Annotated in this window: 18 protein-coding genes; 9 read left to right on the top strand and 9 right to left on the bottom strand. The window is 56.1% G+C overall.

What is annotated here, in order from left to right:
* The first annotated feature begins 11 nt into the window (after window positions 1-11).
* From dnaE to GVK32_RS20510, 3 genes are all read left to right on the top strand, one after another.
* Window positions 12-3,494, top strand: coding sequence for a DNA polymerase III subunit alpha (dnaE, locus tag GVK32_RS20520; protein WP_159872058.1), 3,483 nt, complete (start codon window positions 12-14; stop codon window positions 3,492-3,494).
* 12 nt (window positions 3,495-3,506) lie between these two features.
* Entirely contained in the window at window positions 3,507-4,466 is a 960-nt protein-coding gene (accA, locus tag GVK32_RS20515; RefSeq protein ID WP_041144142.1) for an acetyl-CoA carboxylase carboxyl transferase subunit alpha, read from the top strand.
* Window positions 4,467-4,579: 113 nt separating this feature from the next.
* A complete protein-coding gene (locus GVK32_RS20510; protein ID WP_159872057.1) occupies window positions 4,580-6,724 on the top strand; it encodes a lysine decarboxylase LdcC in 2,145 nt (714 codons plus the stop codon).
* A gap of 214 nt (window positions 6,725-6,938) precedes the next feature.
* Here GVK32_RS20510 and GVK32_RS20505 read toward each other — a convergent pair whose 3' ends face one another.
* Complete coding sequence (locus GVK32_RS20505; RefSeq protein ID WP_159872055.1) at window positions 6,939-8,036, bottom strand: saccharopine dehydrogenase NADP-binding domain-containing protein; 1,098 nt, start codon at window positions 8,034-8,036, stop codon at window positions 6,939-6,941.
* Between the two features lie 389 nt (window positions 8,037-8,425).
* On the opposite strand from GVK32_RS20505, the gene GVK32_RS20500 reads away from it, so the two are divergent.
* The gene (locus tag GVK32_RS20500) at window positions 8,426-8,815 is read left to right on the top strand and encodes a VOC family protein (protein ID WP_159872053.1); all 390 of its coding nucleotides are present in this window, start codon (window positions 8,426-8,428) and stop codon (window positions 8,813-8,815) included.
* A gap of 69 nt (window positions 8,816-8,884) precedes the next feature.
* The gene (gene tilS, locus GVK32_RS20495) at window positions 8,885-10,186 is read left to right on the top strand and encodes a tRNA lysidine(34) synthetase TilS (RefSeq protein ID WP_159872120.1); all 1,302 of its coding nucleotides are present in this window, start codon (window positions 8,885-8,887) and stop codon (window positions 10,184-10,186) included.
* A 15-nt stretch (window positions 10,187-10,201) separates the two neighbouring features.
* Here tilS and rof read toward each other — a convergent pair whose 3' ends face one another.
* Window positions 10,202-10,462, bottom strand: coding sequence for a Rho-binding antiterminator (gene rof, locus GVK32_RS20490; RefSeq protein ID WP_041144145.1), 261 nt, complete (start codon window positions 10,460-10,462; stop codon window positions 10,202-10,204).
* Window positions 10,449-10,649, bottom strand: a complete 201-nt coding sequence (locus tag GVK32_RS20485; RefSeq protein WP_041144146.1) for a YaeP family protein — start codon at window positions 10,647-10,649, stop codon at window positions 10,449-10,451. The genes rof and GVK32_RS20485 overlap by 14 nt, the downstream gene beginning before the upstream one ends.
* A gap of 196 nt (window positions 10,650-10,845) precedes the next feature.
* On the opposite strand from GVK32_RS20485, the gene GVK32_RS20480 reads away from it, so the two are divergent.
* From GVK32_RS20480 to nlpE, 3 genes are read left to right on the top strand one after another with little or no spacing between them, the layout of a single operon-like run.
* The gene (locus GVK32_RS20480; protein ID WP_159872051.1) at window positions 10,846-11,391 is read left to right on the top strand and encodes a YaeQ family protein; all 546 of its coding nucleotides are present in this window, start codon (window positions 10,846-10,848) and stop codon (window positions 11,389-11,391) included.
* Window positions 11,388-11,801 carry an alternative ribosome rescue aminoacyl-tRNA hydrolase ArfB gene (arfB, locus tag GVK32_RS20475; RefSeq protein WP_123710046.1) on the top strand — a complete coding sequence of 138 codons (414 nt, stop codon included), beginning with the start codon at window positions 11,388-11,390 and terminating at the stop codon, window positions 11,799-11,801. The genes GVK32_RS20480 and arfB overlap by 4 nt, the downstream gene beginning before the upstream one ends.
* 41 nt (window positions 11,802-11,842) lie before the next feature.
* The gene (gene nlpE, locus GVK32_RS20470; protein ID WP_159872049.1) at window positions 11,843-12,541 is read left to right on the top strand and encodes an envelope stress response activation lipoprotein NlpE; all 699 of its coding nucleotides are present in this window, start codon (window positions 11,843-11,845) and stop codon (window positions 12,539-12,541) included.
* A 62-nt stretch (window positions 12,542-12,603) separates the two neighbouring features.
* Here the strand turns inward: nlpE and proS are convergent, their stop codons facing one another.
* The 6 genes from proS to metN form a co-directional block, all read right to left on the bottom strand.
* Complete coding sequence (gene proS / locus GVK32_RS20465; RefSeq protein WP_159872047.1) at window positions 12,604-14,322, bottom strand: proline--tRNA ligase; 1,719 nt, start codon at window positions 14,320-14,322, stop codon at window positions 12,604-12,606.
* A 111-nt stretch (window positions 14,323-14,433) separates the two neighbouring features.
* Window positions 14,434-15,141, bottom strand: coding sequence for a tRNA (N6-threonylcarbamoyladenosine(37)-N6)-methyltransferase TrmO (tsaA, locus tag GVK32_RS20460; RefSeq protein ID WP_041144151.1), 708 nt, complete (start codon window positions 15,139-15,141; stop codon window positions 14,434-14,436).
* Window positions 15,138-15,545 (bottom strand): Rcs stress response system protein RcsF, encoded by a 408-nt coding sequence (gene rcsF / locus GVK32_RS20455; protein ID WP_159872045.1) that lies wholly within the window; start codon window positions 15,543-15,545, stop codon window positions 15,138-15,140. The genes tsaA and rcsF overlap by 4 nt, the downstream gene beginning before the upstream one ends.
* A 108-nt stretch (window positions 15,546-15,653) precedes the next feature.
* Window positions 15,654-16,469, bottom strand: coding sequence for a MetQ/NlpA family lipoprotein (locus tag GVK32_RS20450; protein ID WP_123710042.1), 816 nt, complete (start codon window positions 16,467-16,469; stop codon window positions 15,654-15,656).
* 84 nt (window positions 16,470-16,553) lie between these two features.
* Complete coding sequence (locus GVK32_RS20445; protein WP_041144154.1) at window positions 16,554-17,207, bottom strand: methionine ABC transporter permease MetI; 654 nt, start codon at window positions 17,205-17,207, stop codon at window positions 16,554-16,556.
* Window positions 17,200-18,231, bottom strand: a complete 1,032-nt coding sequence (gene metN / locus GVK32_RS20440; protein WP_159872043.1) for a methionine ABC transporter ATP-binding protein MetN — start codon at window positions 18,229-18,231, stop codon at window positions 17,200-17,202. Before metN ends, GVK32_RS20445 begins: the two co-directional genes overlap by 8 nt.
* A gap of 188 nt (window positions 18,232-18,419) precedes the next feature.
* On the opposite strand from metN, the gene gmhB reads away from it, so the two are divergent.
* The gene (gmhB, locus tag GVK32_RS20435; RefSeq protein WP_159872041.1) at window positions 18,420-18,986 is read left to right on the top strand and encodes a D-glycero-beta-D-manno-heptose 1,7-bisphosphate 7-phosphatase; all 567 of its coding nucleotides are present in this window, start codon (window positions 18,420-18,422) and stop codon (window positions 18,984-18,986) included.
* The last annotated feature ends 321 nt before the right edge of the window (window positions 18,987-19,307 follow it).

Here is a 19,307-nt window from a genome sequence, read left to right as displayed (position 1 = left end):
GGAATCTGAAGATGGCTGAACCACGTTTCGTACACCTCAGGGTGCACAGCGACTATTCCATGATCGATGGGCTGGCGAAAACCGGGCCGCTGGTGAAAAAGGTGGCCTCGTTAGGCATGCCGGCGCTGGCGATCACCGATTTTACCAACCTGTGCGGGCTGGTGAAGTTCTACGGAGCGGGACACGGAGCCGGGATCAAGCCGATCGTCGGCGCGGATTTTCACGTCCAGTGCGATCTGCTGGGCGATGAGCTGACCGAAATTACCGTCCTGGCGGCCGATAACGCCGGTTACCAAAACCTCACCCTGCTGATTTCCCGCGCCTATCAGCGCGGTTACGGTGCTCTCGGGCCGTGGATCGACAGGGACTGGCTGGTTGAGCATCAGGAAGGGCTGATTCTGCTCTCCGGCGCGCGCAAAGGCGACGTCGGCGTGTGCATGACGCGCGGCAACGCGGCGCTGGTTGAACAGTGCGTCGACTTCTACGAAGAGCACTTCCCCAATCGCTACTATCTGGAGCTGATCCGCACTGGTCGGGCGAACGAAGAGACCTATCTGCACGCCGCCGTCCAGCTGGCGGAGGAGCGCGGGCTGCCGGTGGTGGCGACGAACGACGTGCGCTTCCTCGAGACCGGCGACTTCGACGCGCATGAAATCCGCGTGGCGATCCATGACGGCTTTACCCTCGACGATCCGAAGCGCCCGCGTAACTATTCGCCGCAGCAGTATATGCGCAGCGAAGATGAGATGTGCGAGCTGTTCTCCGATCTCCCCGAGGCGCTGGAAAATAGCGTAGAAATTGCCAAACGCTGTAACGTCACCGTGCGTCTTGGCGAATACTTTCTGCCGCAGTTCCCGACCGGCGAGATGACGACTGAAGATTTCCTGGTATTGAAATCGAAAGAGGGTCTGGAAGAGCGCCTGGAATTCTTGTTCCCCGACGAAGCCGTGCGCAAAGAGAAGCGCCCGGAATATGATGAACGTCTGGAGATCGAACTGCAGGTTATCAACCAGATGGGCTTCCCTGGCTACTTCCTGATCGTGATGGAATTTATCCAGTGGTCGAAGGATAACGGCGTGCCTGTTGGTCCTGGACGAGGCTCCGGCGCCGGCTCGTTGGTGGCCTACGCGCTGAAAATTACCGATCTCGATCCGCTGGAGTTCGATCTGCTGTTCGAACGCTTCCTGAACCCGGAGCGCGTGTCGATGCCCGACTTTGACGTCGACTTCTGTATGGAAAAGCGCGATCAGGTTATCGAGCACGTCGCGGACATGTACGGCCGCGATGCGGTATCGCAGATTATTACCTTCGGTACGATGGCGGCAAAAGCGGTTATCCGCGACGTCGGCCGCGTGCTGGGCCATCCGTATGGCTTCGTCGATCGCATCTCAAAACTGGTGCCGCCGGATCCGGGGATGACCCTGGCGAAAGCCTTTGAAGCCGAACCGCAGCTGCCGGAAATCTACGAAGCTGACGAAGAGGTCAAGGCGCTGATCGATATGGCGCGCAAGCTGGAAGGCGTCACGCGTAACGCCGGTAAGCACGCGGGCGGGGTAGTTATCGCCCCGACCAAAATCACCGATTTTGCCCCGCTGTACTGCGATGAGGCCGGGCTGCATCCGGTCACCCAGTTTGATAAGAACGACGTGGAATATGCGGGGCTGGTCAAGTTTGACTTCCTCGGCCTGCGTACGCTGACGATCATCAACTGGGCGCTGGAGATGATCAACAAGCGGCGCGCGAAGAACGGCGAAGAGCCGCTGGATATCGCCGCCATTCCGCTGGAAGATAAGAAAAGTTTTGATATGCTGCAGCGCTCGGAAACCACCGCGGTTTTCCAGCTTGAATCGCGCGGCATGAAAGATCTGATCAAACGTCTGCAGCCGGACTGCTTCGAAGATATGATCGCCCTCGTGGCGCTGTTCCGTCCCGGTCCGCTGCAATCAGGGATGGTGGATAACTTTATCGACCGTAAGCACGGCCGGGAGGAGATCTCCTATCCGGACGTGCAGTGGCAGCATGAGTGTCTGAAGACGGTACTTGAGCCGACCTACGGCATTATCCTGTACCAGGAACAGGTCATGCAGATCGCGCAGGAGCTTTCCGGCTATACGCTCGGCGGCGCGGATATGCTGCGTCGTGCGATGGGTAAGAAAAAGCCGGAGGAGATGGCCAAGCAGCGCGGCACCTTCGAGGAAGGGGCAAAGAAAAACGGCGTTGATGGCGAGCTGGCGATGAAAATCTTCGACCTGGTGGAGAAATTCGCCGGTTACGGATTTAACAAATCGCACTCCGCGGCCTATGCGCTGGTCTCCTACCAGACGCTGTGGCTGAAGGCGCACTATCCGGCAGAGTTTATGGCCGCGGTAATGACGGCGGATATGGACAACACCGAGAAGGTGGTTGGGCTGGTGGATGAGTGCTGGCGGATGGGGCTGAAAATCCTGCCGCCTGACATTAACTCCGGCCTGTACCATTTCCACGTTAATGACGAGGGTGAAATCGTCTACGGCATTGGGGCAATTAAAGGCGTCGGCGAAGGTCCGATCGAAGCGATTATCGAAGCGCGTAACGAAGGCGGCTATTTCCGCGAGCTCTTCGATCTTTGCGCCCGTACCGATACCAAAAAACTCAACCGCCGGGTGCTGGAAAAACTGATTATGTCCGGGGCGTTTGACCGCCTCGGGCCGCATCGCGCGGCGCTGATGAATTCGCTTGGCGACGCCCTGAAGGCCGCCGATCAGCACGCAAAAGCCGAGGCCATTGGCCAGGCCGACATGTTCGGCGTGCTGGCGGAAGAGCCGGAACAAATCGAGCAATCCTACGCTAACTGCCAGCCGTGGCCGGAGCAGGTGGTGCTCGATGGCGAAAGGGAGACCCTGGGGCTGTATCTGACCGGTCACCCGATCAACCAGTATTTGAAAGAGATCGAGCGCTACGTAGGCGGCGTCAGGCTCAAAGACATGCATCCGACCGATCGTGGTAAAGTGACTACGGCGGCGGGGCTCGTTATTGCTGCGCGGGTAATGGTCACCAAGCGCGGCAATCGTATCGGCATCTGTACTTTGGATGACCGTTCCGGGCGTCTGGAGGTGATGTTATTCACCGACGCTCTGGATAAATATCAGCAATTGCTGGAAAAAGACCGCATACTTATCGTCAGCGGACAGGTCAGCTTTGATGACTTCAGCGGGGGGCTTAAAATGACCGCCCGCGAAGTGATGGACATTGACGAAGCCCGGGAAAAATATGCTCGCGGGCTTGCTATCTCGCTGACGGACAGGCAAATTGATGACCAGCTTTTAAACCGACTCCGTCAGTCTCTGGAACCCCACCGTTCGGGAACTATTCCAGTGCACCTCTACTATCAGAGGGCGGATGCGCGCGCGCGGCTGCGCTTCGGCGCAACATGGCGCGTCTCTCCGAGCGATCGTTTACTCAACGATCTGCGTGGCCTTATCGGCTCGGAGCAGGTGGAACTGGAGTTTGACTAATACAGGAATACTATGAGTCTGAATTTCCTTGATTTTGAACAGCCGATTGCAGAGCTGGAAGCGAAAATCGATTCCCTGACTGCAGTAAGCCGTCAGGATGAGAAACTCGATATTAACATCGATGAAGAAGTGCATCGTCTGCGTGAAAAAAGCGTAGAGCTGACGCGTAAAATCTTCGCCGATCTCGGCGCATGGCAGGTTGCTCAGCTGGCACGCCATCCACGTCGCCCATACACCCTGGATTATGTCCGCCTGGCGTTCGACGAGTTTGACGAACTGGCCGGCGACCGTGCCTACGCTGATGATAAAGCTATCGTCGGCGGTATTGCGCGTCTGGACGGGCGTCCGGTGATGATTATCGGCCACCAGAAAGGGCGCGAGACGAAAGAGAAAATTCGTCGCAACTTTGGCATGCCGGCACCGGAAGGCTACCGTAAGGCGCTGCGTCTGATGGAGATGGCTGAGCGTTTTAAAATGCCGATCATCACCTTTATCGACACCCCTGGTGCCTACCCGGGCGTTGGCGCGGAAGAGCGCGGCCAGTCGGAAGCGATTGCCCGTAACCTGCGTGAAATGTCGCGCCTGAGCGTACCGGTCATCTGCACTGTTATCGGCGAAGGCGGCTCCGGCGGCGCGCTGGCGATTGGCGTCGGTGACAAAGTGAATATGCTGCAGTACAGCACCTATTCCGTTATTTCACCGGAAGGCTGCGCCTCCATTCTGTGGAAAAGCGCGGACAAAGCCCCGCTGGCGGCTGAAGCCATGGGGATCGTTGCCCCGCGTCTGAAAGAGCTGAAGCTTATCGACTCCATTATTCCGGAGCCGCTGGGCGGCGCGCATCGCAATCCGGAAGCCATCGCTGCAAGCCTGAAAGCGCAGCTGCTGGCCGATCTGGCGGACCTCGATATCCTGAGCGAAGAAGAGCTGTTAAACCGTCGCTATCAGCGTCTGATGAACTACGGCTACGCCTGATTATTCCTTGCGTTATGCAGTAAAAAGGGCCGGATTTTCCGGCCCTTTTTTATGTGCGATACGCAGGCGCGGTTGCTATGATGCCTGCCTTAGGTCTATTCCAGGAGGAATGCGTGAATATCATTGCCATCATGGGTCCCCACGGCGTCTATCACAAAGACGAACCGGTTAAAGAACTGGAAGTCGCCCTGCAACAGCAAGGCTTTCAGACCATCTGGCCGCAGAATAGCGCCGACCTGCTGCAGTTTATCGAACACAATCCGCGGATCTGCGGCGTCATTTTTGACTGGGATGAGTATAACGTCGAGCTGTGCAGCGATATTAATCAGCTCAACGAATATCTTCCGCTGTACGCGTTTATCAACGCGCATTCGACGATGGACGTCAGCGGCCAGGATCTGCGTATGACGCTGTGGTTCTTCGAGTATGCTCTCGGCCTTGCGCAGGAGATTGCCACCCGCATCGGCCAGTACACCCGCGAGTATCTCGACAACATCACGCCGCCGTTTACCAAAGCGCTGTTCAACTACGTCCAGGAGGGTAAATATACCTTCTGCACACCGGGACATATGGGCGGCAGCGCCTACCAGAAAAGCCCGGTAGGCTGCCTGTTTTATGATTTCTTTGGCGGCAATACGCTCAAGGCCGACGTCTCCATTTCCGTGACGGAGCTGGGATCGCTGCTCGATCACTCCGGGCCGCACCTGGAGGCGGAAGAGTATATCGCCCGCGCCTTCGGTGCGGAGCAGAGCTACATGGTGACTAACGGCACCTCAACGTCGAACAAAATTGTCGGCATGTACTCTGCCCCGGCGGGGAGCACGCTGCTTATCGATCGCAACTGCCACAAGTCGCTGGCGCATCTGCTGATGATGAGCGACGTCGTCCCGCTGTGGCTGAAGCCGACGCGCAATGCGCTGGGGATCCTCGGCGGCATCCCGAAGCGGGAGTTTACCCGCGACAGCATTCAGCACAAGGTGAGCACGACGGGCGGGGCGCAGTGGCCGGTACATGCGGTGATCACCAACTCCACCTACGACGGCCTGCTGTATAACACCACCTGGATAAAAGAGACGCTCGACGTCCCCTCTATCCACTTTGACTCTGCGTGGGTGCCCTATACCCATTTCCACCCGATTTATCAGGGGAAGAGTGGCATGAGCGGCGATCGCGTGCCGGGAAAGGTTATCTTTGAAACCCAGTCGACGCACAAAATGCTGGCGGCGCTGTCGCAGGCTTCGCTGATCCATATTAAAGGCAGCTATGACGAAGAGACCTTCAATGAAGCCTTTATGATGCATACCTCTACCTCGCCGAGCTATCCCATCGTCGCCTCGATTGAAACCGCCGCGGCAATGCTGCGCGGGAATTCGGGCAAGCGTCTGATCCAGCGCTCGATAGAGCGGGCTCTGGATTTTCGCAAAGAGGTACAGCGCCTGCGCGAAGAGGCGGACGGCTGGTTCTTTGATATCTGGCAGCCGGAAGATATTGCCGAGACCCGGTGCTGGCCGGTTGCTACCGGTGAGCAGTGGCACGGTTTTCAGGATGCCGATGACGACCATATGTTCCTCGATCCGGTTAAGGTGACGATCCTGACGCCGGGGATGGATGAGCAGGGCAATATGGATGACGAAGGCATCCCGGCCGCGCTGGTGGCGAAGTTCCTCGATGAGCGCGGCGTGGTGGTGGAAAAAACCGGGCCCTATAACCTGCTGTTCCTTTTCAGCATTGGCATCGACAAAACCCGGGCGATGGGGCTGCTGCGTGGCCTGACGGAGTTTAAACGCGCCTACGATCTTAATCTGCGGGTGAAGAATATGCTGCCGGATCTCTACGCCGAAGACCCGGATTTCTACCGCAATATGCGCATTCAGGATCTGGCCCAGGGGATCCATCGTCTGATCCGTCAGCACCAGCTTTCGCAGCTGATGCTGAGCGCCTTCGACGTCCTGCCGGAAATGAAGATGACGCCGCACCAGGCCTGGCAGCGGCAAATCAAAGGCGAGGTGGAGACCATTGAGCTGGAAAATCTGGTTGGGCGCATATCCGCTAACATGATCCTGCCGTATCCACCGGGCGTGCCGCTGCTGATGCCCGGGGAGATGATTACCGAGGAGAGCCGCGCGGTGCTCGATTTCCTGCTGATGCTGTGCTCCATTGGGCGCCATTATCCGGGCTTTGAAACCGACATTCACGGGGCGAAGCGCGGCGAGGATGGGGTATATCGCATACGCGTCTTAAAAGATACCCCACATTAAGTTATTCGCGCAAAGAGTACAGGGAGCTAACCTCATTACTTAACATGGGGTTAATTCTTTTTAACGCCGGGAGGTAGACGTGCGCTCACTGGGGACAGAAGTCGCATAAAGCATCGGCAAAGAAAACGGTATCGTATTTCTATTTCTACCGTGATGATAAGCGGTAAATCTGCAGCGTCGAACATTGCAAAGGGCTGCTTCATTAGCGAATAGTTCAAATGAAGACTTCGATTCGAAGACCCAGGCGTGCTAAATCCACGAAGAATCGTTCTATATCGACGATTGTGGCCTGGAGATGAACACCCGGCGTACTGATGGAACCATCAAGTAGTTGCAGAATAGTAGCCACTACTGGCGCGGCTGTGACGACATAAGCATCTGGATGCGAGATTCGCATCAATGGACCTTCCGCAGATACCCCAGCCTTACCGTCAAGTTGTAGAACCACACCATAGGGAGGCCGGGAAAAATGCAGCAATGACCCTTGCAAAAGCCGGCTCAGTGGGCGCTTGAGGTGTTTCGGAAAATAGCGCATCCCGACAAAAGCCAGTGGAATAGCCAGAAAATCAGTGACGGGGTTAAAGCCTGCAACCCAGAATCCGGCGTCAGTCAATTGAGGATATGAAGATGTGATTTCGTGCATTTCAGCAAGCCCCATTGCCGTACACAAGCGGCGGCCAAAGGGCGAAGGGAAAACGACACGCCGCGGTTTTCCTGCGGCCCGCCAGTGGCCATCAGCATACTCTTCGTATGCAAAATCGCGAAACTCGTCAACGAACTCTTCAACTGTTGATGCCGATATCGGCATAGACTGATGCCAGTCAATAGCGATAAGGCTGGAAATGCGCGCGGTAGTCAGCGTTGGTACCCGGGAAATGAGATACCGAACCATGGCCGCAGGTAATCCAGGATGAAAACCCGCATCGGTTATAACACAGCGCCCCTGACTTTTAGCCAAAGGATCAATCTCCTGCAATACCCGGGTTTTTCCAGCATTAACTTGAAGGTCGATATAATCAGTACTGGCTTGCAATGTCGAGCGGACGGTGGCTTCAGCAAACATGGACGTTCCTGAGGCCATAACGACAAGATCAACGCCATCCGCTGCCTTAAACATCGACTCAGGATCGGTTGCATCCAATGCCAGAAAGGTTAGCCGGTCAGGAGCAACGTTTTTTTCCTCGATGAATTGTCTGCCTCGCATTTCGTTCCGCCCTGCTACGACAAGGGCAGCATCGCTGGCATCCAATAGCATCTCGACAATGCATTTCCCTGCATTGCCATAACCGCCAACAATCAAAACTCGCTTCATGGCTTGGCCTCTCTGGGTATCGACCTGGACTTAAGACGTAGCGATTCGATTTTGATGATCGTTTCCCCCGCATCGCGGGAAAAACAGTGTCTGAGGTACTGAAATCAGGAAGATTATACCTTGTGAGGCCACGATGACTTGCGGGAGGTCATTTGATGGCTGTTTTATGACCATTTTCATCCTCCAGGTATTCTATTTCTGAATCGAATCAGGTTTTGGGCCGCGTTAACATAGTTTAATTATGTAATTTGTTGAAAATAAATTATATTTTCCCACTCCTTCGTCCGGATAAGTTTTGCACAAGCGGCGGGGTGAAATAAAAATAGCTCGCGGCTTGCGCCGCAGTAATCGGTGCGAGTAACCTGGTTGATATTAACTGAGGGGTAAACATGCTAGGTTTAAAACGGGTTCACCATATTGCCATCATTGCGAGCAACTATGTGCAGAGCAAAGCCTTCTACTGCGATATTCTCGGGTTTACGCTGCAGAGCGAGTTCTACCGCGAAGAGCGCGACTCGTGGAAGGGGGATCTGGCGCTGAACGGGGAGTACGTCATTGAGCTCTTCTCCTTTCCTTTGCCTCCGGCCCGTCCGTCGCGCCCTGAGGCCTGCGGCCTGCGTCACCTGGCCTTCAGCGTGGATGATATTGACGCGTCGGTGGCCCACCTTGAGGCCCACGGCGTGAAGTGTGAAGCGATACGTATCGATCCCTTCACCGATAAGCGCTTTACCTTCTTTAACGACCCTGACGGTCTGCCGCTGGAAATTTATCAGCAGTAGTCCTTGCCAGAGATGGCCCCGGCCGGTAACGTGCCGGGCTATCTCCTCTCAGCCAGCACTATCATGAAGATGACCCCAGATATTGCGCAAAACCTTCAGCCGCACCGCCAGTTTTTGGTGGCCTTCAGCGGCGGCCTCGATTCAACGGTTCTGCTCCACCAGCTGGTCTGCTGGCGCGCGCAGGATCCGACGTTAAGGCTGCGAGCTATCCATATTCATCATGGCCTGAGCGCCAACGCCGACGATTGGGTCGCGCACTGCCAGCAGCTGTGCCAGCAGTGGCAGGTCCCGCTGGTGGTCGAGCGCGTGGTGCTGGCGGATACCGGTCTGGGAGTCGAGGCGCACGCCCGGGAGGCGCGCTACCAGGCCTTCCGAACGGCCCTCGAGCCGGGAGAGGTGCTGGTGACGGCCCAGCATCTCGACGATCAGTGTGAAACCTTCCTGCTGGCGCTCAAGCGCGGCAGCGGCCCGACCGGGCTGTCGGCGATGGCCGCGTCTTCCGCCTTTTCTGACACTCTGCTGCTGCGTCCGCTGCTCCATACCCGCCGGGAAGCGCTACACCAGTGGGCGCTGCGCCATCAGCTCAGCTGGATTGAGGATGAGAGCAACCAGGACGATACCTACGATCGCAACTTTCTGCGTTTGCAGATTATTCCTCGGCTTAGCGCCCGCTGGCCGCACTTCGCCGAGGCGGTGGCTCGTAGCGCCGACCTCTGTGCTGAACAGGAGAGCCTGCTGGACGAGATGCTGGCAGAAGAGCTGGCGTCGCTGATGGCGGATGACGGAACCTTAGCGATTGAACCTTTGGCCGCCGCGAGCGCCGCGCGCCGCGCCGCTCTGCTGCGCCGCTGGCTGGCGTGGCACAACGCGCCGATGCCATCCCGCGAGATGCCGGAACGGATCTGGCGTGAGGTTGCCCTGGCGCGGGAGGATGCGTTTCCCTGCCTGCGTCTCGGCGACTTTACCGTTCGCCGCTACCGGCAGCGGCTGTGGTGGGTGAAATATCTCCCCGGCCAGACGGAGGCGGTGCTCTCATGGCCCGATAGCCGTCAGCCGCTGCGGCTGCCGGAGGGGATGGGCGAGCTATTGCTGCTTGCCGGAGGGGCGCTGCGCGCTCCGCTCGCCGGCGAAGCGGTGACGGTGCGCTTTCGTGCCGGCGGCAATCTGCATATCGTCGGTCGTCACGGCGGGCGCAAGCTGAAGAAAATCTGGCAGGAGCTGGGTATCGCGCCCTGGCGCCGCGATACCACGCCGCTGCTGTTTTACGGCGAAACGCTCATTGCTGCCGCGGATTTGCTGTTTATTACCCGTGAAGGAGAAGCGCAGGATAGCGAGGGCGTACGGCTGGTATGGAGGAAAACGGGCGGCTAAGCCACCCGTTTTTATTCAGGACTCACTCACCACCACGGTACCGATTTCCGGGTGGCTGAAGCTGGCGATGGTATCCAGGCGTAGCTCGCGACTGTTGTCGCCAAGTTCCACCACCAGATACTCGATATTTTTGCGCGAGATAAGATCGTTTGCCTTCGCCTGCAGCTGCTCACCATCTTTGAGCGCCAGCGTCAGCACCAGATGATGCTGGCAGGCAAGTTCGAGATTGTCATAATCATCGCAGTTGATGGGTTGATAAGTATCATTCATTGACATAATCGCTCACCAGTAAGTTTGCTGCCGCATAGGCGGCCTTTTCCCTGACTGACTCCGAAAGGGCCTCATCCGCCGCAATTTCATTCAATACTTTCAACACGCAACCCAGCGCATTCGGGATATACCCCAGGTCTCCGCTGGCTATTTCCGCATACCGCTTGCGTATTAACTCACAATATTGGTCCACATGCCCTCCTGTCAGTATTCTGACTCAACCGTGGGATGCAAGTTTAAGCCTACGAAGATAAACTCTGTTTAGCAAGGTGACTATACCATAGTCATTTAAGCAATATCAGCAGGATGAAAAAGGATCCCTCGATTGTCGACAGCCTTTTGTCGCCAGTTTCGCTACAATGTACGCCATTTTTTTCAGGAGTTTTTTCATGGCGCTGAAAGCGACGATTTATAAAGCGACGGTAAATGTAGCCGATATGGATCGCAACCGGTTTATTGATGCCAGCCTGACGCTGGCGCAGCATCCGTCTGAAACCCAGGAGCGCATGATGCTGCGCCTGCTGGCGTGGATTAAGTATGCCGACGAGCGGCTGCAGTTTACCCGCGGCCTCTCCTCGGATGACGAGGCCGAGCTGTGGCTGCTCAACGATCATCTGGGCGTCGAACTGTGGATTGAGCTCGGATTACCGGACGACAAGCGGATTAAAAAAGCCTGCTCGCGTTCGCAGGAAGTCGCATTGTTTGCCTACAATAGCCGGGCGGCCGAGGTTTGGTGGCAGCAGAATAAGAGTAAAATGGCGCAGTTCCGCAAGCTGACGGTCTGGTATCTGGACGATGCGCAGCTGGAGCAGCTCGGCGCCTTTGCCGATCGCACGATGATTTTGCAGGCCACCATTCAGGACGGCAGCATCTGGTTATCCGACGCTAAGAATAATCTGGAAATTCATTTAACGGCCTGGCAGCCGGCGGCATGATTACCTTTAGCCGCAGCGTCTCTATTGCGGAGGATGAAGTCTCCCTGACGGGGATCCGCGCGCAGGGCGCGGGCGGTCAGCACGTGAATAAAGCGTCAACCGCGATCCACCTGCGCTTTGATATTAAGGCTTCGAGCCTGCCTGAGTACTACAAGGAGCGTTTGCTCAGCGCCAGTCACCACTTAATTTCTGCCGACGGTGTGGTTATCATTAAGGCTCAGGAATACCGCAGCCAGGAGATGAATCGCGAAGCGGCGATCGCTCGCCTGATTGCGCTGATACAAGAATTAACCGTAGCGCAAAAAAGTCGCCGGGAAACGCGACCAACCCGAGCATCAAAAGAGCGTCGGCTTGCTTCTAAGTCGCAAAAATCATCGGTCAAAGCGCTGCGTGGGAAGGTTCGTCAGTAGGCATGCGACGAACGGGTGGCATGGATTATAAGGAATTTACAGTGAAGAAAATCATATTCTCAGTGGCGGCAGCCTGTTCGCTCTTTGCGCTGTTTGGCTGCAATCATCGGGCAGAAGTTGAGACGCTGCAACCGGCGGCGCTGACGGAGCTGAAGCCGATGCAGCAGAGCTGGCGCGGGATACTGCCGTGCGCCGATTGCGAAGGCATCGAAACCTCGCTGTTTCTCGAAAAAGACGGCAGCTGGGTGATGAATGAACGCTACCAGGGCGTGACCCGCGAGCCGTCGTCGTTTGCGTCGTACGGTACCTGGGCCCGCACCGCGGATAAGCTGGTATTGACCGATAGCAAAGGGGAGAAATCCTACTATCGCGCGAAGGGCGACAAGCTGGAGATGCTCGATCGCGAAGGCAACCCGATTGAATCAACGCTGAACTATACCCTCGAGTCGGTGAAAGCCAGCCTGCCGACCACGCCGATGGCGATGCGCGGCATGTATTTCTATATGGCGGATGCGGCGACCTTTACCGATTGTGCCACCGGCAAACGAACTGCGGTTGCCAATAATGCCCAGCTTGAACGTGATTATGCCGCCGCGCGCGGAACGGATACGCGTCCGGTGCTGCTGGTGGTGGAAGGGCACTTTACCCTCGAGCCTAACCCTGACAGCGGTGAAATGGTGAAAACGCTGACGGCGGATAAGGACGTGAAGTTTATCCCCGGCAAAGACTGTAGCCAGTAGAAAAGTAGCACCGATAAAAAAGGCCTCGCAGATGCGAGGCCTTTTTGCATTCAGGCGTGGAATTAACCTTTAATGGCGTTAACCAGGTAATTCACGATGTCGCCCGTTTTGATCAGCTGTTTTTCACCGACGCGACGATGCTTATATTCGATATCGTCGTTGTCGAGGTTGCGGTCGCCCAGCACGATGGTGTGCGGAATACCGATCAGCTCCATATCGGCAAACATCACGCCCGGACGCTCTTTGCGGTCGTCCATCAGGACTTCAATGCCCTGGGCGCGCAGTTCGCTATACAGCTTCTCGGCCAGCTCCTGCACGCGGTAGGATTTGTGCATGTTCATCGGCAGAATCGCCACCTGGAAAGGCGCGATAGCTTCCGGCCAGATGATGCCGCGATCGTCATAGTTCTGCTCGATAGCTGCGGCGACCACGCGGGTGACCCCGATGCCGTAGCAGCCCATCGTCAGCACCTGGTTGCGGCCATCTTCGCCCTGCACCGAGGCGTTCAGCGCCTGGGAGTACTTGGTGCCCAGCTGGAAGATGTGACCGACTTCGATGCCGCGTTTGATCAGCAGCGTACCCTGACCGTCCGGGCTCGGGTCGCCGGCGACAACGTTACGGATGTCGGCGACTTCCGGGGTGGCAACGTCGCGATCCCAGTTGATGCCGAAGTAGTGTTGGCCATCAACGTTAGCGCCAGCGGCGAAATCGCTCATTGCCGCAACGGTACGGTCGATAACGACCGGAACCGGCATGTTGACCGGACCGAGAGAGCCAGGGCCTGCCTTGACGATAGCGCGGATCTCTTCTTCGGTGGCGAAAGTCAGCGGGCTGGCAACCTGCGGCAGTTTCTCCGCTTTGACTTCGTTCAGCTCGTGGTCACCGCGAACCAGCAGGGCAACCAGCGGATAAGCGCTGCCTTCCACCGCTTTAACCAGCAGCGTTTTCACGGTCTTCTCAATCGGCAGATTAAACTGCTCAACCAGCTCGGCGATGGTTTTGGCGTTCGGCGTATCGACCAGCGTCATTTCCTGAGCTGCGGCGGCGCGAGGCTCTTTCGGCGCAATGGCTTCGGCAAATTCGATATTGGCGGCAAAGTCAGAGCTGTCGGAGAAGATCACGTCATCTTCGCCGCTCTGCGCCAGAACCTGGAACTCGTGCGATGCGCTTCCGCCGATAGAGCCGGTGTCAGCCTGTACCGCGCGGAAATCGAGACCCATGCGGGAGAAGATTTTGCTGTAGGCGGCATACATCGCGTCGTAGGTTTCCTGCAGCGATTCCTGAGTCGTATGGAAAGAGTAGGCATCTTTCATCAGGAACTCGCGCGAACGCATCACGCCAAAGCGCGGGCGAACCTCATCGCGGAACTTGGTCTGGATCTGGAAGAAGTTCAGCGGCAGCTGCTTATAAGAGTTCAGCTCGTTGCGGATCAGGTCAGTGATCACCTCTTCATGCGTTGGGCCGAGGACGAACGGACGATCGCCGCGATCGACGAAGCGCAGCAGTTCCGGACCGTATTGCTCCCAGCGACCGCTTTCCTGCCACAGGTCTGCCGGCTGAACGACCGGCATAGACACCTCGATAGCACCGGCGTTGTTCATCTCTTCACGCACGATGTTTTCGACTTTTTTCAGAACGCGCAGACCGGTTGGCAGCCAGATGTATAATCCGGAGGCCAGCTTGCGGATCATCCCGGCGCGCAGCATCAGCTGATGGCTGATGACTTCGGCGTCGGCAGGTGTCTCCTTTTGTGTGGAGAGCAGATATTGGCTAGTACGCATGTTGTTACGGTTCCATTTGGACGATCGGAACAGGCTGGAGGGCCAGCCTGAAACAAAAAAGTGGTTTAGTTTACCAGTGTGGCAAAGATGCCAAAAGAGAGGAAAATAAAATTAGCGTGGTTCCAGAGAAAAGACTTCAAAACCAGACGCAATCACGCGCCAGCGCACGTTAAAATCGAGCAGCCAGACGGCGTAAGTTTTTCCTGCTTCTTCCTCTTTACGATAGGCCGGGCGCGGGTCCTGCGCCAGAACTTCGCGAATGAACGCTTTAAGCTGCGGGTAGCGCTTTTCCAGCAGCGCAAGCTGCGCGTCCATCTCCGGCGTAAAGCTGACCGTCATTTCAGCCAGCGGCGCCTGCTGGGCGTAGCTGGCGCTGGCATCCGGCAGCGCTTCGGCAAACGGAAGATAGGGTTTGATATCAACGACCGGCGTACCGTCGACCAGGTCGAGGCTGCCTAGCTCGAGTATCACCCGATCTTTCTGGCAGCGAATGCCCTTGAGCTCGACCAGCGACATGCCGATGGGGTTTGGCCGGAAGGTTGAGCGCGTGGCGAAAACGCCCATTCGCGCATTGCCGCCGAGGCGAGGAGGGCGCACGGTAGGCCGCCAGCCGCCGTCCATGGTTTGATGAAAAACAAACAATACCCACAGATGGCTGAAGTTTTCCAGGCCGCGCACGGCGTCGGCCTGGTTATAGGGGGGCAGAAGATGCAGCTCACCGCCGCCGTTTTTAACCAGCCCGGGCTGGCGAGGTACGGCAAACTTTTCTTTATACGGCGAGCGAATAACACCTATCTGCGCAAACTCAAAAGAACTCATTGCGCCGAAACGTTAAGCGCAGAGCCAAGGCAAACGGCCTGGCGATAGCATCCCGGCGTACCGCTGGTGACTTCGCATCTGTGCAGCAGGACCGCGTTAGCTTTCATTTTCGCGGCGTTAATTTGCAGACGTTTGCGGGCGGTAGGGATGTTCGGTGGTGAATCCTGATTTGAGGCCTGGCATGACTCACCGCTGACTTCACCCAGGTCGCGGAAAGGCTTGCCGACCAGCGCTGACGCATCGGTATAGATCCTTACCGGTGCCGGGCGCACGGCCTTGGGTTTTGCCGGTTCCGATTTGGCAGGTGCCGTTGCCGTGCTTTGTACAGGTTCGACGGGAGATCTGCTTAGCATAGAGCAACCGCTTAACATGAGTGCTAACAAACAGACCGGTAAAGCACGCATAGTATTTCCTCAATGAATAATAAAACAGGGCGCTATTGAATCAGGTGCTTGCATAAATGACAAGACGGGCATAAAGCCCGTCCTGAATGATATTACGGTGAAAAAAGATTACCAGCCTTTCACTGCACCGCCGTTAAAGATTTTATTCGCGGCTTCAAAAACTTCATCGCTCTGGTAAGCCTGAACAAATTTCTTAACATTTTCCGCGTCCTTGTTGTCTTCGCGAGCAACAATCAGGTTGACGTACGGAGAGTCTTTACCTTCGACAAAAATACCGTCTTTTGCCGGGGTCAGACCAATCTGGCTTGCATAGGTGGTATTGATAACCGCCAGGGCAATTTGCGCATCGTCGAGGGAGCGCGGCAGCTGCGGTGCTTCCAGCTCAACAATCTTCAGGTTTTTCGGGTTATCAATGATATCCAGAGAGGTCGGCAGCAGGCCAACGCCTTCTTTCAGCTTGATCAGACCCGCCTGCTGCAGCAGCAGCAGAGAACGGCCGAGGTTAGTCGGATCGTTAGGAATGGCAATCTGGGAGCCCGGCTGCAGTTCGTCGAGGGTTTTAATTTTCTTGGAGTAGCCGGCAATCGGATAAACAAAGGAGTTGCCGACGGCGACCAGCTTATAGCCGCGGTCTTTAATCTGCTGGTCGAGGTAAGGCTTGTGCTGGAAGGCGTTAACGTCGATGTCGCCTTTGCTCAGCGCTTCGTTCGGCAGAACGTAGTCGTTGAACGTGACCAGCTCAACGTCGAGACCATATTTCTCTTTAGCGACTTTCTGCGCCACTTCAGCAACCTGCTGCTCAGCACCCACGATGACTCCGACTTTAATATGGTTCGGATCTTTTTCATCCTGGCCGCAGCCCACCAGAGCCAGAGAACCGATCAACGCACCTACTGCCGCAAAGGTTTTAAAATTAAAGGCCATGCTATTTCCTTCCTGTAAGAGTCTGTGTGTACACGCGTCGTCCAGGCCGCGCGGAGGCCCCTGAACGATGTTGTGTCGATAATGTTATTTGTGAGTCACAGCCCGGACGATACGGTCGCCAGAGAATTGAATTAAATAAACCAGAATAACCAGTAATACCAGCACGGTATTCATTACCGTGGCGTTGTAGCCGATGTAGCCGTACTGATAGCCAATCTGCCCCAGACCACCGGCGCCGACCGCGCCGCCCATGGCGGAATAACCGACCAGGGTAATGAGCGTAATCGTCGCGGCGTTCACCAGACCCGGCAGCGCTTCAGGCAGCAGGACCTTACGCACGATCTGCATCGGCGTGGCACCCATCGCGCGGGATGCTTCGATAAGACCCGTTGGGATCTCAAGCAGCGCGTTCTCCACCATACGTGCAATAAACGGCGCGGCGCCAACCGTCAGCGGCACAATGGCTGCCTGAAGGCCGATAGACGTACCGACAATCACGCGGGTAAAGGGAATCATCCACACCAGCAGGATAATAAAAGGTATAGAGCGGAAGATGTTCACCAGCGCCGACAGGGTTCGGTAGAGTTTGGCGTTAGCGGCAATCTGCCCCGGGCGGGTGACGTACAGCAGCACGCCTACCGGCAGGCCGAGGACAAAACCGAAAAAGCCGGAGACAAAGGTCATTGCCAGCGTTTCCCACACGCCGCGCAACAGCAGCCAGATCATTGCCTCAGACATATCCCAGTACCTCTACTTTTACATAATTTTCCTGCAGCCAGGCGATTGCCGCCTGGGTGTCTTCCTGCGTGCCGTGCATCTCGGTCAGCATAATGCCGAACTTCACGCCGCCGGCGTAATCCATCTGCGCGCTGATAATGTTGTTATTTACATTAAAGCGGCGGGCGGTTTCAGAGAGCAGCGGAGCATCGACGGAGTGGCCGGTAAACTCCATACGCAGCATCGGGACGCTATCGGGGAGCGCGGTGGGCTTCAGGCGTGCCTGATAGTCATCCGGAATATCCAGATGCAGCGTTGATTGAATAAACTGCTGTGCCAGCGGGGTTTTCGGATGAGAGAAGACTTCGCTCACCGTATCCTGCTCGATCAGCTGCCCGTTGCTGATGACCGCGACGCAGTCGCAGATGCGTTTGACGACGTCCATCTCGTGCGTGATCAGCAGAATCGTCAGGCCGAGGCGGCGGTTGATATCCTTCAGCAGCTCCAGAATGGAGCGGGTGGTCGCCGGATCCAGCGCGCTGGTGGCTTCGTCACACAGCAGAACCTTCGGATTGCTGGCCAGGGCACGGGCAATCGCCACGCGCTGCTTCTGTCCGCCCGAGAGGTTGGCCGGGTAGCTATCATGCTTATCGGCCAGGCCGACGAGATCCAGCAGCTCGGTCACGCGGCGTTTAATCTCCGCCGGCGGGGTATTGTCCAGCTCGAGGGGGAGCGACACGTTGCCGAAAACGGTACGTGATGACAGCAGGTTAAAGTGCTGGAATATCATGCCTATCTGGCGGCGTGCGCGGGTGAGCTCTTTTTCAGAAAGCGCGGTAAGTTCCTGACCACCCACCTGTACGCTGCCTTGAGTTGGACGCTCGAGGAGGTTTACGCAACGAATCAGCGTACTCTTACCGGCGCCGGATGCGCCGATAACGCCGTAAATTTGCCCGGCAGGAACATGCAGGCTGACATCGTTCAGCGCCTGTATGGTGCGGTTCCCCTGCTGGAACACTTTGGTGATATTCGAAAGTTTAATCATCAGTTATTTATTATCGGTTAGCCGTTTGCCGTGGCATTTTCTTCTGCCGTGTCCAGGCGATGCCTGTCAATGAAATGGATGTTAAGGCATCCAGACGTCTAAATCAATCCGGCTCTGTATAATGAGCACTTTCTTGCATCAGGAAACATGCGATACTAATCAGACTAGCCTTTATCAGGAGTAAACCGGTGGCACAGTCAGTACCCGCAATTTTTCTCGACCGTGATGGCACGATTAATGTCGATCACGGCTATGTCCACGAAATCGATAATTTTGAATTTATCGATGGCGTAATTGATGCAATGCGTCAATTAAAGGAGATGGGCTTCGCTCTGGTGGTCGTCACCAACCAGTCCGGTATCGCTCGCGGTAAGTTTAGCGAAGCGCAGTTTGAAACGCTGACTGAATGGATGGACTGGTCGCTGGCCGACCGCGGCGTCGATCTGGACGGTATCTACTATTGTCCGCATCATCCGCAGGGCACCGTTGAAGAATACCGCCAGACCTGCGATTGCCGTAAGCCGCATCCGGGGATGCTTATCTCCGCGCGTGACTACCTTAATATAGATATGACCGCTTCTTATATGGTAGGCGACAAAGTTGAAGATATGCAGGCAGCTCTGGCGGCGGATATTGGCACTAAAGTGCTGGTGCGCACCGGCAAGCCGGTCACGGCTGATGCGGAAAATGCCGCTGACTGGGTGCTTAATAGCCTCGCAGATCTGCCGGCAGCCATCAAAAAGCAGCAAAAATAAGCGTTACGTATAAAAGATGAGCGGTTGAAATAAAATTGTATTTTTCCGCTTGTCATTCCCGGCGGGCTCCCTATAATGCGCCTCCATCGACACGGCGGATGTGAATCACTTCACACCAACTAGCCGGTTCGGTTGAAGAGAAAAAATCCTGAATTAAAGGGTTGACTCTGAAAGAGGAAAGCGTAATATACGCCACCTCGCAACGGTGAGCGAAAGCCGCGTTGCACTGCTCTTTAACAATTTATCAGACAATCTGTGTGGGCACTCAAAGTGACATGGATTCTTAACGTCCTCGGACGAAAAATGAATACCAAGTCTCTG

Origin of the sequence: Klebsiella sp. 18074 (genome assembly GCF_902705905.1) — a bacterium.
Taxonomy (GTDB): domain Bacteria; phylum Pseudomonadota; class Gammaproteobacteria; order Enterobacterales; family Enterobacteriaceae; genus Klebsiella; species Klebsiella terrigena.
The sequence above is the reverse complement of the archived record's forward strand: the minus strand, read 5'-3'. Positions and strand labels throughout refer to the sequence as shown.